Source organism: Spiribacter halobius (assembly GCF_020883455.1).
Lineage (GTDB): Bacteria > Pseudomonadota > Gammaproteobacteria > Nitrococcales > Nitrococcaceae > Sediminicurvatus > Sediminicurvatus halobius.
The window spans coordinates 4,051,561-4,072,185 of record NZ_CP086615.1 but is presented as its reverse complement, the minus strand read 5'-3'; the positions used below and the strand labels follow the sequence as shown (position 1 = coordinate 4,072,185).

Annotated in this window: 19 protein-coding genes; 12 read left to right on the top strand and 7 right to left on the bottom strand. The window is 65.6% G+C overall.

Annotated features, from left to right (window positions below; all coding sequences use genetic code 11):
• The first annotated feature begins 60 nt into the window (after window positions 1-60).
• Window positions 61-960 (top strand): LysR family transcriptional regulator, encoded by a 900-nt coding sequence (locus LMH63_RS18925; protein WP_109679869.1) that lies wholly within the window; start codon window positions 61-63, stop codon window positions 958-960.
• Between the two features lie 242 nt (window positions 961-1,202).
• Here the strand turns inward: LMH63_RS18925 and LMH63_RS18920 are convergent, their stop codons facing one another.
• The 4 genes from LMH63_RS18920 to LMH63_RS18905 form a co-directional block, all read right to left on the bottom strand.
• Window positions 1,203-2,213, bottom strand: coding sequence for a proline racemase family protein (locus LMH63_RS18920; RefSeq protein WP_109679870.1), 1,011 nt, complete (start codon window positions 2,211-2,213; stop codon window positions 1,203-1,205).
• Window positions 2,214-2,296: 83 nt separating this feature from the next.
• Window positions 2,297-3,577 (bottom strand): TRAP transporter large permease, encoded by a 1,281-nt coding sequence (locus LMH63_RS18915; protein WP_109679871.1) that lies wholly within the window; start codon window positions 3,575-3,577, stop codon window positions 2,297-2,299.
• Between the two features lie 4 nt (window positions 3,578-3,581).
• Window positions 3,582-4,091, bottom strand: coding sequence for a TRAP transporter small permease (locus LMH63_RS18910; protein ID WP_109679872.1), 510 nt, complete (start codon window positions 4,089-4,091; stop codon window positions 3,582-3,584).
• 15 nt (window positions 4,092-4,106) lie between these two features.
• On the bottom strand, window positions 4,107-5,120 hold the full coding sequence (locus LMH63_RS18905) for a TRAP transporter substrate-binding protein (protein ID WP_109679873.1): 1,014 nt from the start codon (window positions 5,118-5,120) through the stop codon (window positions 4,107-4,109).
• Window positions 5,121-5,227: 107 nt separating this feature from the next.
• Here LMH63_RS18905 and LMH63_RS18900 point away from each other — a divergent pair, with 107 nt between their 5' ends.
• From LMH63_RS18900 to LMH63_RS18860, 9 genes are all read left to right on the top strand, one after another.
• Entirely contained in the window at window positions 5,228-6,241 is a 1,014-nt protein-coding gene (locus tag LMH63_RS18900) for a GlxA family transcriptional regulator (RefSeq protein ID WP_199225736.1), read from the top strand.
• Between the two features lie 176 nt (window positions 6,242-6,417).
• Complete coding sequence (locus tag LMH63_RS18895) at window positions 6,418-7,665, top strand: hypothetical protein (RefSeq protein ID WP_109679874.1); 1,248 nt, start codon at window positions 6,418-6,420, stop codon at window positions 7,663-7,665.
• A gap of 595 nt (window positions 7,666-8,260) precedes the next feature.
• Window positions 8,261-9,262, top strand: a complete 1,002-nt coding sequence (locus tag LMH63_RS18890) for a DctP family TRAP transporter solute-binding subunit (RefSeq protein WP_109679875.1) — start codon at window positions 8,261-8,263, stop codon at window positions 9,260-9,262.
• Window positions 9,263-9,345: 83 nt separating this feature from the next.
• Window positions 9,346-9,909 carry a TRAP transporter small permease gene (locus LMH63_RS18885; RefSeq protein WP_109679876.1) on the top strand — a complete coding sequence of 188 codons (564 nt, stop codon included), beginning with the start codon at window positions 9,346-9,348 and terminating at the stop codon, window positions 9,907-9,909.
• A complete protein-coding gene (locus tag LMH63_RS18880; protein WP_199225737.1) occupies window positions 9,906-11,201 on the top strand; it encodes a TRAP transporter large permease in 1,296 nt (431 codons plus the stop codon). Before LMH63_RS18885 ends, LMH63_RS18880 begins: the two co-directional genes overlap by 4 nt.
• Window positions 11,202-11,218: 17 nt before the next feature.
• Entirely contained in the window at window positions 11,219-12,040 is an 822-nt protein-coding gene (locus LMH63_RS18875; protein ID WP_109679877.1) for a class I fructose-bisphosphate aldolase, read from the top strand.
• A gap of 47 nt (window positions 12,041-12,087) precedes the next feature.
• Complete coding sequence (locus LMH63_RS18870; protein ID WP_229332669.1) at window positions 12,088-13,080, top strand: zinc-dependent dehydrogenase; 993 nt, start codon at window positions 12,088-12,090, stop codon at window positions 13,078-13,080.
• A complete protein-coding gene (locus LMH63_RS18865) occupies window positions 13,073-14,584 on the top strand; it encodes a xylulokinase (RefSeq protein WP_109679879.1) in 1,512 nt (503 codons plus the stop codon). The genes LMH63_RS18870 and LMH63_RS18865 overlap by 8 nt, the downstream gene beginning before the upstream one ends.
• Window positions 14,585-14,626: 42 nt before the next feature.
• A complete protein-coding gene (locus LMH63_RS18860) occupies window positions 14,627-15,343 on the top strand; it encodes a FadR/GntR family transcriptional regulator (RefSeq protein ID WP_109679880.1) in 717 nt (238 codons plus the stop codon).
• 388 nt (window positions 15,344-15,731) lie between these two features.
• Here LMH63_RS18860 and LMH63_RS18855 read toward each other — a convergent pair whose 3' ends face one another.
• A complete protein-coding gene (locus LMH63_RS18855) occupies window positions 15,732-16,358 on the bottom strand; it encodes a nitroreductase family protein (RefSeq protein WP_109679881.1) in 627 nt (208 codons plus the stop codon).
• A gap of 824 nt (window positions 16,359-17,182) precedes the next feature.
• Between LMH63_RS18855 and LMH63_RS18850 the strand changes: the two genes are divergently transcribed.
• Window positions 17,183-18,100 (top strand): LysR substrate-binding domain-containing protein, encoded by a 918-nt coding sequence (locus tag LMH63_RS18850; protein WP_109679883.1) that lies wholly within the window; start codon window positions 17,183-17,185, stop codon window positions 18,098-18,100.
• 162 nt (window positions 18,101-18,262) lie between these two features.
• Here LMH63_RS18850 and LMH63_RS18845 read toward each other — a convergent pair whose 3' ends face one another.
• Together LMH63_RS18845 and pdxR are read right to left on the bottom strand one after the other, a co-directional pair.
• A complete protein-coding gene (locus LMH63_RS18845) occupies window positions 18,263-18,694 on the bottom strand; it encodes a substrate binding domain-containing protein (protein ID WP_158280458.1) in 432 nt (143 codons plus the stop codon).
• Between the two features lie 51 nt (window positions 18,695-18,745).
• Window positions 18,746-20,245 (bottom strand): MocR-like pyridoxine biosynthesis transcription factor PdxR, encoded by a 1,500-nt coding sequence (gene pdxR, locus LMH63_RS18840; protein ID WP_229332668.1) that lies wholly within the window; start codon window positions 20,243-20,245, stop codon window positions 18,746-18,748.
• On the opposite strand from pdxR, the gene LMH63_RS19605 reads away from it, so the two are divergent.
• A complete protein-coding gene (locus tag LMH63_RS19605; RefSeq protein WP_369406047.1) occupies window positions 20,237-20,611 on the top strand; it encodes a DUF1127 domain-containing protein in 375 nt (124 codons plus the stop codon). The two genes, pdxR and LMH63_RS19605, sit on opposite strands and share 9 nt — an antisense overlap.
• The last annotated feature ends 14 nt before the right edge of the window (window positions 20,612-20,625 follow it).

Sequence of the window (20,625 nt, the reverse complement as noted above, 5' to 3'; positions counted from 1 at the left end):
CAGGGTGTCTCACCTGTAAAATATCAATCGGTAATCTTTTGATGCTTCCGGCGTATCAATATGGCTTGGCATCTTCAGCCACACATCCGGTATTTCATGGTTGTCGCGGAGACGCTTCATTTTCGCGAAGCCGCGCGCCGGCTCCACGTCGCGCAGCCAGCGCTCAGCCGTGCCATTAAGAAACTTGAGGACAAGCTGGAGGTTACGCTGCTGGCGCGGACACGACGCCACGTCGAGCTCACCGCCGCCGGGTGGGCGTTTCTCGAGGGCTGCCGTGAGGCGGGGCGGACCATGGACGATGCCGAGGCGCGAGCGATCCAGGCAAGCAAGGGTGAGCTCGGCCGGGTCGTGGTTGGTTATACCGACTTCGCGATCAGCGGCCGATTACCGGGAATCCTGGCCGCTTTCCATAGTCGGGTCCAGGGCGCGAATATCGAGCTGCTGCGACGAAATTCGCATGAGCAGCTTGATGATCTTCGTGAGGGCCGAATCGATATCGGCTTTCTGACGAGCCCGGTTCCCGGAGACGTCTTCAGTCACTTTCCCGTGCAACAGGACCGCTATGTCGCCGTGGTGCCGGACAGCCACCCGCTGGCGTCGCGGGACAGCATCCCCCTGTCCGCACTGCAGAATGAGTCGTTCGTGCTGGGTGATTCAAGCGCATGGCGCCACTTCAATCCCCACATTCATGCGCTATGTTTGGAGGCCGGTTTTCTACCGCGCGTGGTCTACGAGACGGGGAGTACCGACAGTATCTTCGGACTCGTTGCTGCGAGAGTTGGCGTAAGCATCTACCCCGAGCGGGAGCTCAACCATCGTCGCCCCGGTGTCCGCGTGCTGACGCTCCAGGGCCTGGAGCGGCGGCTGTCGACGGAGGTTGTATGGATCAGCCAATCAGCGAACCCTGTGGTGCAGCATCTAGTGTCCGTCGCGAAGGAAATGAGCGATACGGCGAGCTAGTGTCTGGCGGAGCGACGGGCGTTCCTGTCCGGCTGGAGCGCGCATTGATTCAAGACCAGTGGGGCCGAGATGATGGTCTTAATGATCTGTGTCGATGCGCCTACCCTGAGTGGCCGTCGCTGTCCGATGTCCCTCGACTCGACACTGTCTTGTGACGCGCAATCGAATGGTATCCCTTGTGGTGAAGCCCTTGACGCTGCGTGCCACGAAGGCAGGTCGGTGGTAACCGCTTGGCGCATGGCTCAACGGATCGTGAAGCCGTTGCGCAGCGGGTCATCACTGTCGAGCAGCCACTTCGCGTAACCGATGGTATGGGCCGTGCCCGCCACTGTTGGCACCACGGCACGGCGATCGCCAACCCGTGTTTCGCCGACCAGGCAACCCTCAAACTGTCCGCTTCCGAGCAACCCTTCGGATCGAATCGGCTGGTTCAGGCCGAGCTCCCCGCGGGCCTCGAACATGGCCATCATGGCGCTGGTGCCCGTCCCGCCGGGCGAGCGATCACACTTCCCGTCCGAGAACACGTGCACGTTCCGGTACAGTGAGTCGCTGCGATCCGGCTCGTGCCAGAAGGTCACGAAGTTGATGTGATCGATGTTCGGGTTCTCCGGGTGGCGCACGCGAACGCGCTCGTTGAGCTGCTGCTTTGCGAGTCGGCCAAGCTCCGAGAAGCGCGTGCCGGTGTCCGGCCCGATGGCGAGTCGGTCTTTCGGCCACTTGATGATGCCGAAGTAGTTTCCTCCGAAGACGATGTCGGCCTTGAGCGTCCCGAATTCGGGCAACTCCAGCGGCACATCCTGTGCTTCCACGAACGCCGGTACGTTCTGGAAGCGTGTGCGCTCGACGTCATCACCGCGGCGCATGACCTCAGCGGTCACCGGGCCTGCCGTCGTCTCATATCGGATCTCTCCCGTGTCCACTGCCCTCGGGATGAGGCCATGCGCGACGATTGCCATCGACAGCGCGATCGTGCCGTGCCCGCACATGTCCACGAACCGGTCACCGTCCATCCAGATCATGCCGGCGTCGGTGTCCGGGCCCGAGGGCGGCGTCAGGAAGACACCGAACATGTGGTGATGCCCGCGCGGCTCGCGCATCAGCCCCTGGCGCAGCCAGTCGTAATGTGTCCGGAGATGCTCACGCTTCTCGATGATGCTTGTGTCGGGCGGATAGGCCACACCGGAGTGAACGATGCAGGTGGGTTCGCCTTCGGTGTGCGTGTAGATGACGTCGATGAACGGTGTGCGCTTCATGGAGATGCCTTCTAGTAGTCAGGTCCGGGGTGTGGCTACGCCGGTACTCGGTCACGGCGGGCAAGTAATGTGCGCTTCTCTCGTCAGAGCCCGAATAGGCCTGGCGCCCAGAGCACCATGATCTCGGGGAACACGATGACCAGCGCGAGGATGACGAGCATCACGAACATGAACGGCAGGTTCGCGCGCGTCAGCGAAATCAGGTCCACCCGTGCAATGACACTGGTGATGAATAGCGCTGCACCCACCGGGGGTGTCTGCTGTCCGATGCCCCAGCAGATGATGACCACCATCGCGAAGTGCACGGGGTCGATGCCGAGCACCTCGATGATGGGCAGGAACAGCGGCACGATGATGAACATCATCGCGATGCCGTCGAGGAATGTACCGGCGATGATGAACACTATGCTCGCGACCGCGAGGAACGCAGTCGGGCCGAGATCGCTCTCGGCGATCGGGCCGAGCACCGCGTCGGCGAGCTGCTCATAGGTAAACGTGTAACCCATGACATGGGCCGTTGCGGTGACCAGCATGACCGCGCCGCTAAGCACGGCGCTCTCGACGAACACCGCGTAGAGGTCCCGCAGGCCGAGTGTGCGGTAGTAGAAGACGCTGACGGCGATGCCATAGACCACCGCCACGGCAGAGGCCTCGGTTGGCGTGAACACGCCGCCGAGGATGCCGCCCAGGATGATGAGGGGCATGAGTAGCGCCGGGGCTGCCTTGACCAGTGCGCGGGCGAGTGCACCGAGGTTGAATGCCGCCTCCGCCGGGTAGCCACGCCGGCGCGAGACCAGCCACGCCATAAGGATGAGACCGAGGCCGAGCAGCAGGCCTGGGATCAATCCGGCCGCGAACAGCGCCCCAGTTGATGCCCCCATGTAGGCGGCGAGGATCACCATGGGCACGCTCGGAGGAATGATGATGCCGATGGTGGAGGAGGCGGCCGTCACCGCTGCCGAGAACGCGCGATCAAACCCGCGCCGGATCATGGATGGAATCATGATCCCGCCAACGGCCGCGGTGTCCGACATCGAGGTGCCGCTCATGCCGGCGAACAGCATGCTGGTCACGATGTTCACCGCGGCGAGCCCGCCACGCATCTGACCCACGAGGGTGCGGGCGAAGTCCACCAGATGGCCGGAGATGCCGCTGCGATTCATCACCTGTCCGGCGAGGATGAATAGCGGCACCGCAACCAGGGGGAAGCTCTGCACGCCCCGGTAGAGGCGCTGGGCGACGACAATCATGTCGACGTCCGCGAGCGCCAGGATGGTGATGGAGACACCGACCAGCGCGAACGCGATGGGCACGCCGAGGCCGATCATGCCGAGGAGGAGCAGCAGGACCCAGGCTAGCGTCATCGCGCTAGAGCTCCTGCCCCGGTTGCGGCTCTTCCAAAGCCGGATCCGGGGACTCGCCGCGGGCGAGCCGCTGCAGTCCCTGGAAAAGCCGGACAAAGGTCTCTATTCCCATCGCGAGACCGCTCAACGGCACGATCGCGTAGATGGGCCCCCGCGGCAGATTCAGCATGGTCGTGGTGTCGCCGGCGAACCGCAGCGTCTGCTCGGTTCCCCATACGGTCATCACGACGCATATGCCGAGAACGATCAGGTGCGTGGCGACGAACGCCGCACCTCTAAGCGGCAATGGCAGTGCGGCAACCAGGACAAGCACCTGAAGGTGGGCGCCCTGCCGCAAGGCGGCGAAAGCGCCCAGGAAGGTCAGGTAGGTCAGCAGAATCAGCGACGCCTCGAAAGACCAGGACAGCGCCGATCCGAGAACGTAGCGGAAGACCACCGCTGTGAAGGCGACCCCCACGAGCGCAAGCAGTATCAGCGCCAGTAGGGCGTTGATGGTGCGGTCGAGTGCGCGCATGAGGGTCCTGAACTCCTACTCGGCGGGCGTTCCTGCCGTGCTGATGACGTGAATCAGACCGCGGGCGAGGTCAGGGTTATCCTGCTCCGCAGCCCACTCATCCCACAGTGGTCGCGAGGCGCTCGCAAAGGCTTCGGAGTCGGCCTCGTTGATTTCCATGCCCTGCTCCTCGAGGAAGCCGATGATCTCCGAGTCGGCACGTCGACCGACCTCGGTGGTGTGGCCCGCGGCCTCAGCACCGGCTTGCTGGACCAGCAGCTGCTGTGTTTCGGAGAGCTCCTGGAACTTCTCCTCGCTCATCAGCAGGTACGTGACGGTGTAGAGATGGTTGGTAATGGAGAGATAGTCCTGAACCTCGTAGAAGCGGCTGGACTTCGCCCAGATCACCGGGTTCTCCTGGCCATCGAAGACTCCGGTCTGCAGTGCGGAGTAGAGTTCGGTGAACGGTAACGGCGAAGCATTGGCTCCGTAGTGGTTGAAGATCTTGACGCGCAATGCGCTGTCCGGCGTGCGCATCTTGATCCCCTCGAGGTCCTCGGGAACGTTGATTGGGCGAGTGTTGTTGGTGATCTGGCGGAAGCCACCCTCCATGAAGCCAAGCACTCTGAGCCCCTCGTCGGCAAGACGGCGCTCAAACAGATCTCCCACGGGGCCGTTCAGCACGGCCGCAACGTGCTCGCGGTCGCGGAAGATGTAGGGTAGAGCGGTGACCCCGAGCAGCGGGTCCACCTCCGTGATCGGCGTCTCCACGGTCGCAATGGCGAGCGTTCCGGACTGCATGCTCTCGATGCCGCTGACCTGGTCGCCGAGAGCCCCGGAGTCGAATAGCCGTAGACGGATGTCACCATCGGAACGGGACTCCACAAGCTCCTTGAAGCGTTCAAGGCCGGCGTAGGCAATGCTGTCCTTGTTGCCGATCGTGTTGGCGCGGAACTCCACGGTTTGGGCGCTCGCCGTACCAACGGCCGCCGCCAGACTGCAGACAATGCCCAGGCCAAGAATGGCCGCTCGGGTGTGAGGTCGTTGCATCGCGCTCCCCTCCTGCTCGTGCTTGTGTAGTCGGGTCCGACCGGACCCTGGGTGCGTGCATCCCTAGGTTAGTGCCTGGAGGGGCATGGCATGAGAAGATTTGCGTCATGAGCCTGCACAGAAACGTCTCGCCGGAGAGCGCTCCGGAGGCCCCTCTGCCCGAAGCGGCCCGCTTGAAGGTCGGTTTCGTACTGAGGGAGAAGTTCACGCTCAACGCCTTCTCCTCGTTCATCGATGCGCTGCGCCTCGCCGCCGACCGCGGCGGGCGAAGCCGCCAGCTGCGCTGTGCTTGGAAGGTGATGGGGGACGGGCCGGTGCGCGCGAGCTGCGGGTTGCTCGCCACCCCGGATGAGCCGATGAGCGAGCCGGGGCGCTTTGACTATGTTGCCGTGTGTGGTGGCAATGGATACCTCGATAACCGTGAGGATCCGGAGCTCGCAACCTTCCTGCAGGACGCCGTGAGCGCCAGTGTCCCGCTCATCGGGGTGTGCACCGGGACGTTCGACATTGCGCGCGCCGGATTGATGCACGGCTATCGCGCCTGCGTGCACTGGAACGTGTACGACGCATTCCGGGATCAGTTTCCGACCATTGACGCAGTGCCTGATCAGATCTTCCTGGATGGCGGCTCGCGCATCACCTGCGCGGGATCCGCCGGCGCCGCAGACCTGGCATTGCACCTAATAACGCGGCACTGCGGATCCGAGCCGGCACAGCAGGTGATCCGCCACATGATGCTCCAGGAGATGCGCCCCGCGACCTATCCGCAGGCGCACTTCTACAGCGACCTGAGTGGCGTTCGCGATGACTGCGTTCGCCGCGCCGCGCACCTCATGGAGCAGAGCCTTAACGAGCCGATCACCACGCGACAGATTGCCCGGCACGTTGACGTCAGTCTGCGGCAACTCGAGCGCCGTTTCAGGGAGCAACTCAACACAACGCCGGGGAGCTACTACCGCTCGCTACGGTTGCGCTACGGTGCCTGGTTGCTCCGGCATACGGAGCTCTCGGTCGGGACCATTGCGAACGACTGTGGCTTTTCGGACGGCGCTCACTTCTCACGCCACTTCCGCGCAGGATATGGGTTATCCCCCTCGCAACTGCGTTCGAGCCTCCGCTGAAGTCGCGTGTTCCCGAGGGTATTCGGAAAGTTGCCTCACCAGACTGCCTGCATAGGTACCCGTCCGCTGCTCACACACGCGACCAGATCGACACGGGAGCGGGAGGAGGTCCCGTTGGGCCATGATTGCCGCAGGCGGAGCATGGGTTCGTGGCGGTACGCAGAGGAGCCGGTGCGATGGCGGTGACCCGGGAGCAACTGTACGAGGAGGTATGGGCGGAACCGATGACGAAGGTGGCGGCGCGCTATGACGTCTCTTCATCGTTCCTCGCACGTGTGTGTGCAGCACTCAATGTCCCGCGTCCGCCGCGCGGCCACTGGGCAAAGCTCGCCGCCGGCAAGCCGAGCCCGCGCCCGGCGCTGCCCGCCGCGCGTCCAGGCGACGAGGTGGTGTGGTCGCGGGAGGGCGAAGGATCGTGGAATCCGCAGCCACTACCGAAGGCTCCTAAGCACCCACCGCGCAGGCGGACGATGCGGCGGGGTACCCCAGCCAGCAGCAACCATCGGTTGCTTGCCGGCGCGGAGGCGCATTTTCTCAAGACACGCAGTAATGAGGAGGGATACTTCCGGCCCTACAAGCGCCTCCTGATGGATCTCTACGTCTCCAAGGAGACGCTGGAGCGCGCCCTCGGGCTTGCGAACAGGCTGTACCAGCACCTCGAGGCGCGCGGCCATCGCGTAACGCTAGCGCCTGCAGGCGAACAACTCCATTGCGTGGGATTCGATGAGCGGGAGAAGGAACGTCGGGAGTGGCACCGGGAGCCGTGGCGTCCTGATCGCGCGACAGTCGCCTACGTCGGAACGGTTGCCATCGGCTTGACGCTGTTCGAGCTGAGCGAGTCGGTAGAGGTGCGCTACGTGAACGGCCGTTACGTGCCGGTGACGGAAATCGCGGCGACGCGCCGGCGCGCGTATGGGCCTGGCTACTCGTGGACGACCACCCGGGATCGTCCGAGCGGGCGGCTGTGCCTGCAGGCGTACTCGCCGTATCCGGGCACGAAGTGGGTCAAGCAGTGGCGTGAGGTGAAGCCCGGCGAGCTGGCGGGCAGGCTCGAATCGGTGGTCCGTGAATTAGAGGGGGCAGCGCCGACGATTGCGGAGCTCGTAGAGGTGGCTGAGCGGGAGGCGGCGCTAGAACGTGAGAAGCGAGAGGCGCAGTGGAAGAAGTGGCAAGAGGAGGAGGCGGAGCGCCGGCGGCAGCATGCAATCAAGGAGAGCCGCGAGGAACTGATGGGTATTGTCGAGGCCTGGGCGGAGGCGACGAGGCTTGCGGAGTTTTTCGCAGACGCTGAGCGCAGGGTGGCCGGGCTACCGGACGAAGAGCGTACCGTGCTGCTTGAGCGGCTGCGGCATGCGAGGGCGCTGGCTGGCGGAACGGACGCGCTTGAGCGGTTTCGCTCTTGGAAGTCGCCGGAGGAGCGCTAGTTAGCGGCATGCCGGTTTGCTGAGCTCGAGTTCCCAGTGCTGTATTTCCTTGGTTTTGTTGGGTTTTGGAATAGGACTCAGACTGTTTGGAACTTCATTTCAAAATGGCGAAGGTTTGACCAGACAACCGCGCGGGTTGGCGGCTGACAATGTCTCGGTTCTTATTTCAAGAAATCAGCAGAGGTACTTGAGCGCAAAGGCGATCAGCCACTCGGTAAAGCGCGCCGCCCCTTCCCGGCATGACCATGCGCGGTGCGGGCCGTAGAACATGGCCGGTTTTACAGCTGCCGGCGGTCCGGAATCCTGCGGGAGGGGGATCAATCAACGATCTCCAGTGGCCTTGCGCTGGTGGTGACCGCAGGAGCGCCCGGATAGCGGCGTAGTCGGAAACGATAACTCCAACGACGCCACCTCCCCAGTCAGCGAACCGACGCACTTGCTTCCCTTCTGCAGCCCGCAGTCCTGACCTGGCCACTCATCCTCCGCCCGTCGCACCAAAGGTTGGACCACTTGAAGGCCGCCCTCGTTGCTGCTACTCATATTGGTACCACCAATTAGGTGGTCTTGAGCTAACGACATCGCAGGAGGAGAGACCATGCGATCGACGCCTGTTATCAGCGGGGCCCTTGCCGCGGCCCTGTCCGTCATGTCCCTTGGCGCTGCGGCGCAGACGACACTGACCCTGTCCACGCCTGACCCGGAGTCGTCCTCGATCACCCGGGCGGGCAACCATTTCGCCGAGCTGGTCGAGGAGAAGACCAACGGCTCCATCGACGTCCGGGTGTTTCCGAACGGCACGCTCTACGGCGGCGACCCGCCGGCGGGCGTCAACCAGCTGGGGTCGGGGTCGCTCGACATGCTGCTGCTCTCGAGCTCGCTATACGCCAGCTTCAACCCCAAGTTCACCGCCATTTCCGTGCCCTACCTGTTCGATGACACCGAACAGATCGTGAACTATCTGGACAGCGATCTGGGGGGAGAGCTGCTCGGTGATCTGGAGCGGCTCGATATCGTCGGCATTGACATGTGGCCGCGACCCTTCCGCCAGATCACCAATTCCGTGCGCGAGATCCAGGAGCCCTCGGACATGGAGGGGCTGAAGTTCCGGGTGCCGAACAACCCCCTCTGGGTGGAGTTCTTCGAGGCAACCGGTGCCGCGCCGACGCCGATGGCCTTCAGCGAGGTCTACAACGCCCTCCAGGTCGGCGTGATCGACGGTCAGGAGAACCCCGTCAATATCCCGGTCGCCGCGAAATTCTACGAGGTTCAGGACTACATCACGCTGTCCAACCACATGGCGGACGCCTGGGTGCTCGGGGTGAATCAGGGCCGCTGGTCGGGCCTGAGCGAAGAGCAGCGCACCGCTATCCGCGAGGCCGCGAACGAGACGCTGCAGTGGAAGCTCGAGTTCGATGCCGCCGAGCACGACGAGGCTCTGGCCACGCTGCGTGAGAACGGTATGGAGGTCTACGAGCTCACCGACGAACAGCAGCAGATGTTCGTGGATGTGGCAGCGCCGCTGTACCCCACGTTCGCGGAGCTCGTGGAGGACGAGGCGTTCTTCGAGCGCACGCTCGAGTTCGTGGGCAAGGACTGACTCCCGGTCCCAATGCCGGCGCGGCCATCCGCCGCGCCGGTCTCTGCCTGACACTTACCTGTCCAACTCGTGCGGAGCCCGTCATGAGTGAGCCCCGGGATTCGGCCGAGCAGAGCGCGGCGCTGACCGCTCATCGACGCCGGCTCAGCGCCCCAACACGATGGCTGCAGCGCATCAACCATTTGCCTGACGCGCTGGCGACCGTGGCCGTGGCGATGTTGATCGTCAGCGTCGCGGTACAGGTGGCCAGCCGCTGGCTCGGCATCTCGTCGGCGTGGACCGAGGAGGCGACCCGGTACTTCTTCATCTGGCTGGTCTTTCTCGGTATGGGCATCGGGTTCCGTGACGCCTCGTCGGCGCGTGTGTCGATGTTCGTGCTCTTTCTGCCGCAGCCGCTGCGACGGTTCCTGGCGGTCGGGCTATACAGCGTCGCCAGCGTCGGCTTCTTCGCCTTTCTACTGGTTCAGGGCAGTGGCCTGCTGATCCGTCAGTTCAATAGCGGCCAGACTGCTACGGCCCTTCCGATGCCGATGTGGATCGTCGGGCTTGCCGTGCCCGTGGCAGGCGTCGTCGGCATCCTCGCAGTGACGGAGTCGCTGCTTGTGCATCGTCGGCGCATTGAGGGCGAGGAGGAGACCGAGGGATGAGCATGAGCCTGTTCCTGTTGCTCGGGTTCTTCGTGCTCTCGCTGCTCGGCGTCCCGCTGGCCGTCAGTCTCGGCATCTCCGGGGTGGCGACGCTCGCGCTGTTCACGCCGATGCCGATGAGTCTGGTGCCCCAGACGATGTTCTCGGGCATGAACTCCTTTCTTCTCGTCGCCGTGCCACTGTTCATCCTCGTGGGGCTGCTGATGGAGCACGGCGGCACCGCGGCGCGGATATTCCGTTTCGCCAACGCCGTTGTCGGCTGGCTCCCCGGGGGCCTCGGCCATGTGAACGTGGTGACCTCGGTCATCTTCGGCGGGATCTCGGGGTCGTCGGTCGCGGACATCGCCTCTCTCGGTCGCGTGGAAATCTCGGCGATGGTCCAGCACGGCTATTCCCGGGGTTACGCGGTCGCACTGACGCTGACCACGAGCGTGCTCGCCACGATCATTCCGCCGTCGATCCTGATGATCATCGCCGGCTCGGTAGCCGGTGAGTCGATCGGCGTGCTGCTGATCGCGGGCCTGGTACCCGGCGTGTTCGTCGCGCTTCTGTTCATGGGCTACAACCATCTCTATGCCCGGCGTACCGAGCTGGAGACCGTGCGCTTCACCGGGCGCGAGTTGCTGGCGAGCGCGGTTGAGGGGCTGCCCGCGCTGATGACGCCCGTGATTCTGCTCTACGGCATCGTCGGCGGCCTGTTCACACCCACCGAGGCGGCAGGCGTGGCGGTCCTCTACACTCTGTTCCTGTCGATCTACGTCTTCCGGGAGCTGCGCTGGCGGGACATACCGCGCTATCTCTTCGCCACCGCGAAGCTGAGCGGCACGATCCTGTTCATCGCGGCCACCGCAAAGATTGCGGCCTGGGTGTTCACTTTCGATGGGCTGCCTGCCCAGGTGGCCTCGGTGCTGGCCACGGTGACCGAGGATCCGCGCATCGCTCTGTTGCTGATCTTCGCCTTCCTCGTGATCGTCGGGATGTTCATGGACGCCATTGCGGCGCTCTTCGTGCTCATTCCGATTCTTCTCCCGGGCGCCGAGCAGGTCGGTGTCGATCCGATCCATTTCCTCGTGGTGACCGTTATCGCGCTCGGCCTGGGACTCATCACACCGCCCGTAGGTGTGTGTCTGTTTACGGCGGCGCAGGTGGCGAACATGCGGATCGAGTCGGTGATCCGTGCCTCGCTGCCGCTCATGGGCGTGCTCGGCTTCGCCGTACTGCTGCTCGTGCTCTTCCCTGCCATCACTCTCTATCCGCTTGAGCTGCTCGACCTGTATGGCGGCGGCCGCTGAACCGGAGGTACAAACCAATGTTCGTAGGCAAGCAGATTCGTCTCAGCCGGCTTCTCAACCGCAAGTCTGGCCGCATGCTAGGCATCACCGTCGATCACCCCATCACGCGTGGTGTCCTGCCGGGCATAGAGGACATTTCGAGCGTCCTGGATCGCGTCGTCGACGGTGGTCCGGAGGCGGTCACCATGCACAAGGGCATCGCCGAGAAGGTCTTCCCACCGCACGCGGGCAAGGTTTCCATGATCTTCAAGGCGAGCGCCTACTCGACCCAGTACCACCCGCACGAGGAGGCCATCGTCGCGGAGGTGGACGAGGCTGTGCGCTACGGCGCCGACGCCATCTCGGTGGGGATGATTGTTGGCGGCCCCGAGCAGACGACCCAGCTCACGAACCTCGGCCGCCTGTCGCGCGAAGCGGCACTCGCGGGCATGCCGCTGATCGCCCACATCTACCCGAAGGGCTCGATGATCAAGGATCCCAGTTCCGCTGATGCAGTGGCCTACGCCGCGCGGGCGGGCGCGGAGCTGGGGGTGGACCTGATCAAGACGCTCTGGACGGGTTCCGGCGAGAGCTTCCGCAAGGTGGTCGAGGCCTGCCCGTCGCGGGTCGCCCTGGCCGGCGGTGACATGGGGGACAACCTCGAGGACTACCTGAGGATGACGCGCGAGGCGCTCGATGTCGGCCTTGCCGGCGTGACCTACGGGCGCTTCGTGTGGCAGCACGAGGACACCGCCGCCGTCATCCGGGCGATCGCCTCGCTCATGCACGATGAAGCCACCGTATCCGAGGCCCTCGACATCTACGAGGAGCAGGCCGCGCGCCGCCGGGAGGGTCGGTGATGCGTGCTGCGGTATTCCATGCCCCGGAGGACATTCGCTACGCGGAGGTGGAGACCCCGACCGCCGGCGCCGGTGAGCTGCTGCTGCGGGTGAGGGCGGCCACCATTTGTGGCACCGATCTGCGGATCTTCCACGGACGCAAGACCAAGGGTGTGCGCACGCCATCGATCATCGGTCACGAGTTTGCCGGGGAGATCATTGACGTCGGAAGTGGCGTCAGTGGCTTCGAGCTCGGCGATGGCGTCGCCATGGATCCCGTAATCCCCTGTCTGCGCTGTGATTACTGCAAGCAGGGGCGCGAGAATCTCTGTGCGAACCGCACGGCCATGGGCTACGAGTACGATGGCGCCTTCGCCGAATACATGCGCATCCCCGCGACTGGGGTTGCCGCCGGCAACGTCTACAAGCTCGCACCGGGCACGTCCTGGGAGCAGGCGGCCCTCGCCGAGCCGCTCGCCTGCTGCCTGAACGGTCAGGAGAACGCGGAGGTGGGCATCGGCGACAGCGTGGTCGTGATGGGGGCCGGGCCGATCGGTCTTATGCATCTGCAACTTGCCCGTGTGGCGGGAGCGCGCCAGGTGATCGTCAGCGAGCCGAACGCTCGCCGGCGTGAGCTCGCACGCTCGCTCGGTGCAGAGGTCGTGATTGACCCGGGTTCAGAGGATTTGGTCGAGGCCGTGCGCGCGCATTGTGACGGCCTAGGGGCCGACGTGGCGATTGTTGCTATCGGTCTGCCGGTACTCGTGAACCAGGCCTTCGAGGTCGTGCGTAAGCAGGGGCGCGTAAACTTGTTCGCAGGCTTCACCAAGGGTGAAACCGCCGCGATCGATCCGAACCTCATCCATTACAACGAGTTGCATGTCACCGGCGCCAGCGCGCTCACGCGCCGGCAGTACGAGCGCTCGCTTCGCCTTATCGAGGCCGGTGTGATTGCGGCCGGCGAGCTGGTGACGCATCGCCTCGCACTGCAGGATATCGGCGAAGCGTTTGCGCTTGCCGAGAGCGGTGACGGGGTGAAGGTGGCGATACGACATGACTGAGGTACTTCTCGGAATCGACGCCGGCACCAGCGCGGTCAAGGTGTGCGCGTTTACCGCCGAGGGCCGCCTCCACGCCAAGGCGCAGCGCTCGGTGCCGCTGGTCACGAGCCATCCGCGCTGGGCCGAAATCGACCTCGAGCGTTACTGGGAGCTCGTCGTCGAGGCGCTCTCCGAGGTGGCCGAGCGTGTTGGGGCCGTGGCGGGTATCGGGATGTCCACGACCTGCCCCACCACCGTGTTGCTGGACGAATCGCTCGAGCCGGTCCGCCTCGGTATCACCTATCTCGACAATCGTGCGAGTGTGATGATGCGCGGTCTTGCCGAGCGGCTGGGTGGGGAGGAGGCCGCGTTCGAGGCCATCGGCAACCGCATGAGCCCATCGACCTGTTCCGCCGGCACGCTGCGCTGGGTGATGGAGCACGAACCGCAGGTCTGGTCGCGGGTCAGGCACATCGGGTTCCTGAACACCTTCCTCGCCGCACGGCTGACCGGGGAGCTGGCAACCGATCCGACCCAGGCTTCGTATTCCGGATTGTTGTCGGTTCGCGAGCCGGAGTGTGGCTGGCGTTCTGAGCTGCTCGATGCCGTCGGTGTCAGTCGGGAGCAGATGGTGCCGGTGCGGCCGCCGGAGGAGGCCGTGGGCGGCGTGACGGCGGCGGTCGCGCGGGCAACGGGCCTGAGTGCGGGGACGCCCGTTGCCACAGGCGCTGCGGATACGGCCGCGGCGGCGTTTGCGCTTGGTATCAACAAGGGCAACACGGCCTTCGAGTCCATCGGTACGTCCGGAGTGGTGACGTTCTGCCTGGACGAACCCGCCCTTGACCCGGCCTTCCTGAACCGCCAGCACATCATTCCGGGTCTGTGGCTTGCGCACGGCGCCATGTCGACCGTAGGCGGCGCGTTCGGATGGCTCCACAGCAAGGTGTGGCCGGAGCTCCGCAGCCTTGCCGAGCTCGAGCAGCTTGCCGCCGAATCGGAGCCGGGAGCCAATGGTGTGGTCTTCCTGCCCTATCTCGCCGGTGAGCGGAGTCCGCTCTGGGACCCGAACGCCTCCGGTGCATGGGTCGGGCTGCGGCTCGATAGCCGGCGTGCGGACATGGTGCGTGCGGTATTCGAGGGAACGGCCTACGGACTGCTCCAGATCGTGCGCCGTGCGGAGGAGCGCTGGCATTGGCGACCGCAACGTATGCTCAGTGTCGGCGGGGGCACCCGGAGCCGCTTCTGGCTGCAGATCAAGGCGGATATCCTCGGTATCGAACTCTCGCCCGGGCACATCACCGACGCGTCTGCGCTCGGGGGCGCGCTGCTCGGCGGCATCGCCGGTGGGGTTTTCCGGGCTGTCACGGATGCGGGGCTGCCGACGGTCCACTCGGAGAGCGATGCCATTCTGCCGAGTGCCGATGACCACCGCCGGGAAAAGTACCAGCGGATGGCCCGGATCTATGACGGGCTGTACCCTGCTCTGGCGGAGTCCATGAGCGCGCTTGCTAGCGATGACCAATAGCCAGGGCCGCTTCGAGTCAGTTCAGGTGTCGGGAAGGGAACATTGGATAACGGCAACCGCGAGGGCGATTCCCTTTTCCGCCGACTGACCGAGGAGATCATTGCCAAGCTCAAGGCGGATACGCATGGACGGGTGCGTCTGCCGACCGAGCGCGATCTCGCGCGCCAGCTGCGGGTCCAGCGTCACACGCTGCGGGAGCGGCTGGCGGCACTGGAAAGCCTAGGCCTCATTCAGCGCGTGCAGGGCAGTGGCACGTATCTAGTGCTTCCCCAGTCGCAGTTCGTGCAGATGTACTTCGAGGTGGCCCTCAAACTCGGCTACATCTCCGTGGAGGAGCTGATGCGCGCCCAGGAAATGATCGAGCGCGAGATCGCCTACTCTGCGGCGTTACACGCGAGCACCGACGAGGTGGACGCCATGAATCGGTACCTGGAGCGCACGCGCTCAGCCGAGGGCGAAGGCGTTGTGGATGCCCACCACGGGTTCCATACGGCACTTGCCCGGGCCTCGCATAATGCCGTGATCGTGTTGCTGGTGGACGGCTTGGCGTCCGTGCTGCGACACGTTCTCGAGCGCCGCGTTGAGAATGTGCGCCAGGTGCCAGGCGCCGAGGAGCGCGTCCGCGAAACCTATGGCGCCATTCTCTCGGCGATACGGTACCGGGATCCGGAGGAGGCACGAATGGCGATGGACGAGCATTTCCGGGTCTGGCGCCGCGAGTCCGCGAAGGTTACAACGCTGCATCTCGATGAGGGATAGCGCGTGGTTGTGATGTATCTGCCTACCCGGGCTGCAGCACGGCCAGAACTGGCAGCACGATGACGACCGTCGATAGGTTGCCGAAGGTCATGATCGGGGCGACTTGGGTTGGTTTCTGCCGAAGGCTTTACGCGGGCAAGTAGTTGAGCACCGCCCAGGGGGCAGCCCGGCGAGGAGCACGAAACTGCCAGCTTGCCCTCCGCCAGCCCCGCGCCGTCAGTGCCGAGGCCTTGAGCAAACTTCGAAATGAGGCGCCGGAGTGCTCGCGGTAGCGCGGGAGGTCCACCTCCAACCAGCTTTGACCTGGATTAGGCCAACGACGGGCCCGGCGACCACCACGATCCGAATCCCTACGGGGAGTGGAAGCGCTGACGCGAAGGCGGGCGCGTCACCTGTGCCCGCCCGCGGCGCCGCCTGGGAGGGGGCGGCCAAGCACCAGAAGCGCGGTCGCGACCAGGGGCTCGTCACCGAGCCCGAACAGGCGCTGAACGGCCCGATCATCAAAGCCGCCGACAAGCGTCATCCCGACCCCCTGCTCCGCGGCGCGCAGGGCGGCGTTCTGGGCCGCAGCCCCCGCCTCCATCCACAGGTAGCGCTGCCAGCGACCCGGCGGTGGTTGCGAGCCGAAGCGCGCCTCGAGCCCGTCCGTTGCCCCGAAAACCCCGACTACCGCGGCCGCGTCCCCGATCCAGGTCTGTTGGCCGATCGTGGCGCCGACCAGGGCCTTTTGCGGCTCCTCGGTCCCGCCGAGGTCCGCGAGCGCGATTCGCTCCAGGCGATCCGCGTCCGGGTTGTGCTCATAAAGGCCCCGGGGCAACTCGAGGACCCGCGACGCAACTACCCGAGCCAGCAGTGGATAAGACTCCCCGGCCGAGGGGATGTGGCGGCGTGCGCCTTGCGTCTTGGGGCGACCAAACGCGGCATTGAGAATGCGGCGCAATGACTCGCCCTCGATGGGTTCGTGGGCGAACTCGCGACAGGAGCGCCTGGCGCGAAGGGCCTCTTCCAGCTTCATCGCTCGATCCTCGCTGCGGCTGTGTCTCCGGCGGCCAGCGGCGTGCTCCCGGCCGTGCCCCGGGAGCGGGGACTCTTGTTGGGTCGCGGCGGGAGGAGGCTTACAAGCATCCCGAGCGTCGTCGTGCCAGGGCCTGCCCAGGCCACGGCCCTGGGGATTTCGCCAGGAAGCAGGATGCGGCCGCGCACCGCTACGCCCGGCACCGCGGCGGTTGTGAGGGCGGTCCGCATTGCCCCGAGCAATGACACCGCTGTCCTATAAGCGGCGAGGGAGAGAACACCGGTGAGCAGCCCCTGGAAGACCGATTGCCCAAGGCGCTGGCAGGGGGACGGCATGCAGCTGTGGGTCAAGGAAGAGTACATAGGGCGGCTATTCCTCCCTCGGCGGGTGGGCGGTGATCCGACCGGGCGCCGGGGGGCGACAGACGAGCCCGTCGCGCGCGGCGCGTGACCTTGGGCGAGGTGCACGGGATCCAGTGTGTCGCCAAAGCGGCCGACCTGAGCCTGATTTCGCGCCCCACCCCGCTATCGAGGCAAATGCGGAATTTGCGCCACTCACATTCCCCTGGGGCAAGTCTGGTCGCCCCGCGTCGCCACGCCCGATCTGACGGTGGGCGCTGGCATTCGTCTGGGCACCCGGTAGCAGACGAAATTTCACGATGATCGGCCTGAACAGGTTACGGCTGGCCGGGTAGGTTGTTGGGCGCACTGCCCCTGGCATCGGGGCCGGTCCGAACCGGGTGAGTTGCCTTACCCAATGGCACCGGTCTGCAACAAGCGGCGACCCTGTCGTGTCGGGTGCTTTTCGCGGGGAAGAAGGTTGCCATGAGTAAATCCGCCGTCCGCCTTCCGCCACTCGATGCCGTGCGCGGCTTCGTCGCCGTCGGACGCCGCATGAGCGTCACCCTCGCCGCCGAGGACCTCTTTCTCACGCAGTCCGCGGTCAGCCGGAAGCTGCGAACTCTCGAGGACTACCTTGGCGTGGAGCTTCTCGAGCGCGGCCACCGCTCAATCTCGCTGACACCGGCGGGCGAGCACTTCTTCCGCGTGGCGGAGCAGTCGATCAGCCAGATCGAGGCCGCCGTCGCTTACCTCGGACGCCAGAAGACCCGTGCGGGCGTGACGATTACCGCGAGCATCGGTGTCTCAGGGCTTTGGCTCCTGCCAAGACTCGGTCGTCTGCAAGGGGAGCTGCCTGGCATCGATGTCCGCGTTGAGGCGAATAACGCGCTGCTCGACCTGCGCGCGGCAGGCATCGACCTCGCGATCCGCTACTGTTCGGGGCGCGACGCCCCGCCAGGCGCGCTCCGACTGTTCGGGGAGTGCACAGTCCCTGTCGCCCATCCATCGCTCGCGGTGGATCGGGTGGACGCCGAGACGTTGCCCGCGCTCACCCTCCTTGAGTTCGGCGATCCGGGACGCCCGTGGCTGCAATGGAGTGAGCAGCTGCACGCCGCCAGCCTCGACCGCGACGCACCCAGGCGTGTCGTCCACTTCAACCAGTATGATCAGGTCATTCAGGCCGCGATCGCAGGCCAGGGGGTGGCGCTCGGTCGCCGCGCGCTGGTCGAGCCGATGCTGGCCGATGGGCGACTGAAGGCGCTTGCCTGGCGCGGGCCCGCGGCGTCCACCGAGCATGCCTACTGGCTCGTTCAGGCGGAATCCGAACCGGCCGCCGAGGTCATCGCGATCCGGGACTGGATTCTCACCGAGGCCAGGCACTACAACGAGCAGGATCCTTGATCCGCCGGGCGCAGATCCGAAGCCATGCCCGTGGCGGCCCTCGATGCCGCGGATGCCGGCAGGTTCGATCTCGTGGGCCTCGGCGCTGTCTCTCGCCGGCGAGATGAGATCCGGACGTTGGGGCGTCCTGATCAGGATTGGGAGGTTCTTGCGGGTCGCGTATCACGCTTCGGCAGGGCCTTCGTTTCCCTCCGTGTGTGGCTGGAAATGCGCTCGGAGAAAGCCAATCAGTGCGGAAACGCGACGGGAGAGGTGCTGCGGCTCGCGGTAGATGAGCGCGACACTCATACGTGCCGGCCAGTAGGCCTGCAATATGGGCGTGAGTCGCCCCTCATGGATTGCCTGCTCGACCATGTAGTCCTGGACGTAAAGGATGCCGTGGCCTTCGACGGCGGCGTCCACCAGCGCCTCTCCATGGTCGAGCGCAAGTCTCCCGCTCGGCGGGATCGAGATTTCGGCGCCCCGCTCGAAGAGCTGCCAGGGATAGCGTCGATCCGTGCCCGGGTAGACGTACGCAAGGCACTCGTGACCTGCCAGGGCTCTCGGGTCCGCTGGCGCGCCGTTGCGAGCCACATACTCGGGTGAGGCGAACACGCCGAACCCTGCGCTATCGACCGGGCGGGCGATGTCGTCCGCCTGCGACGCTTAGGCAAGGGCCGTGTGGGGGTGCGCGGCTTTGATGGCATCGGCGAGCATCTGCGCGCATGGGTCAGCGCGCTCTTGCGGTACGTTCGCGAACCCGATGATGAGTCCCTGCAGCTGGCGCTTCAGCGGTGAGGACGTCGAGAGGGCACGCACGCCGAGCCCACGCCGCTGTGCCTCCCGGGCGATGGCCGTGTCCGCCGGTAGCGTGCTGGCGAATCGGGCCATGAAGTGCAGGCCCGCTCCGCTGTCCTGGATGTCGAGCAGCTCGCCAAGGTGCGACGACAACGCGCCCCGGAGCGCTTCCCGACGACGACCATATAGGGTTCGAAGCCGCCGTACATGGGCTGCGAGCCGGCCGGAAGCGATGAACTCCGCCGCGACCGCCTGCTCGCCGATGGGCATCTGGCGGTCGGTGGCGGCCTTCATCGCGGCAAATGTCTCGTGCAGGTCGTGCGGCACGATGAGGTAGCCGACTCGCAGCGCAGGCGCGAGGACCTTGCTGAGAGTGCCGAGATAGATCACGCGCTTGCCCTGGTCGAGCGCGTGCAGGGTGCTGATCGGCGGGCGCCCGTAGCGGAACTCCCCGTCGTAGTCGTCCTCCAGCACCCAGGCGGCTGCGCGCCGTGCCCAGTCCAGGAGCGCGAGGCGGCGCTCCAGGCTCATCACCGCGCCCGTCGGATACTGATGTGCCGGCGCAACGAAGGCGAGCCTGGCGTCTGGTGCGAGCTGCTCGCCGGCCTCGACCTGGATTCCGTCCTCGTCCACCGGCACCGGTGCGAGGCGCGCGTCGGCGCCGAGCAGCGCCTTCTGACAGGCGCCGTAGCCCGGGTCCTCGACCCAGACCGTTTCCCCGGCCTCGAGCAAGACCCGGGCGGTGATATCGATGCCCGCCTGGGTGCCACCGACCACGACCACCTGGTCGGGTTCGCAGAGAACGCCCCGGTAGGCGCGCAGGTAGTGGCTGATGGCCGCGCGCAGCGCTGGCAGTCCGGCCGGATCGGTGTAGGCGAGCTCGGCGGCGTTGCGGCCTCGCCAGTAGCGGCCGCTGAGGCGCGCCCACTGCGTGAACGGGAATTCGTCGAGGGCGGGCAGCCCCGGCGTCATCGGACCCGGCGGATTGCCGGAGACCATCGGCGACCTATGCTCGCGCACGGCCTGCGCACGGCGGGAATATCGGCGTGACGGGGCATCGTCGCCAGAGCTCGCATGTGAGTCGGCCGTGGCCGGAGCCGGCAGGCCCGCGGCTACATAGGTGCCGGCACCACGCCGCGACTCGAGATAACCCTCCGCCATGAGCCGTTCGAAGGCGACGAGCACCGTGTTGCGCGATAGCCCCATCTCGCGCGCCAGTTCCCGGGAGGCCGGCAGGCGCTCGCCCGGGCGCAGCGTCCCCTCGGCCACGGCGCCGCGCAGGAAGGCAACGAGCTGATCCTGGAGCGTTCGCACCCCACTGCGGACGGGCTGAAAGCGCTGCGCGAGGGGATAGGAGGCATGGGCCATGGAGCGGTCTCTCCCGATTGGCACCTTCTTTTACTCAAAAACGGATCTTTCTGGCAAGCCGATGTCGGCCTAGCTTCGTGGTGTGTCCATTGCAGATGCCGGCGAAGTGGCCGGCAGGAAGGCAGCGTCATGTTCGAGCAGGTGGGGCCATGTGAGTGTGGGGCATCGAGGGGAACGGGGAGCTCCAGGCAGGTCGGCTGGATTTTGGCCATCAGGCGCTGCCTGAGGACGTGGCGCGGGCGGCGCGCCGTGCGTCGGCAGTTGCGGGAGGACCTCGTTCGCCTCGATGACCGGATGCTGCGGGACATTGGCGTCAGTCGCCGGGAGCTGCTGCGAGTCGCGTACCGCCCGTTCTGGTGTCCCTGAGGACGTAACGACCG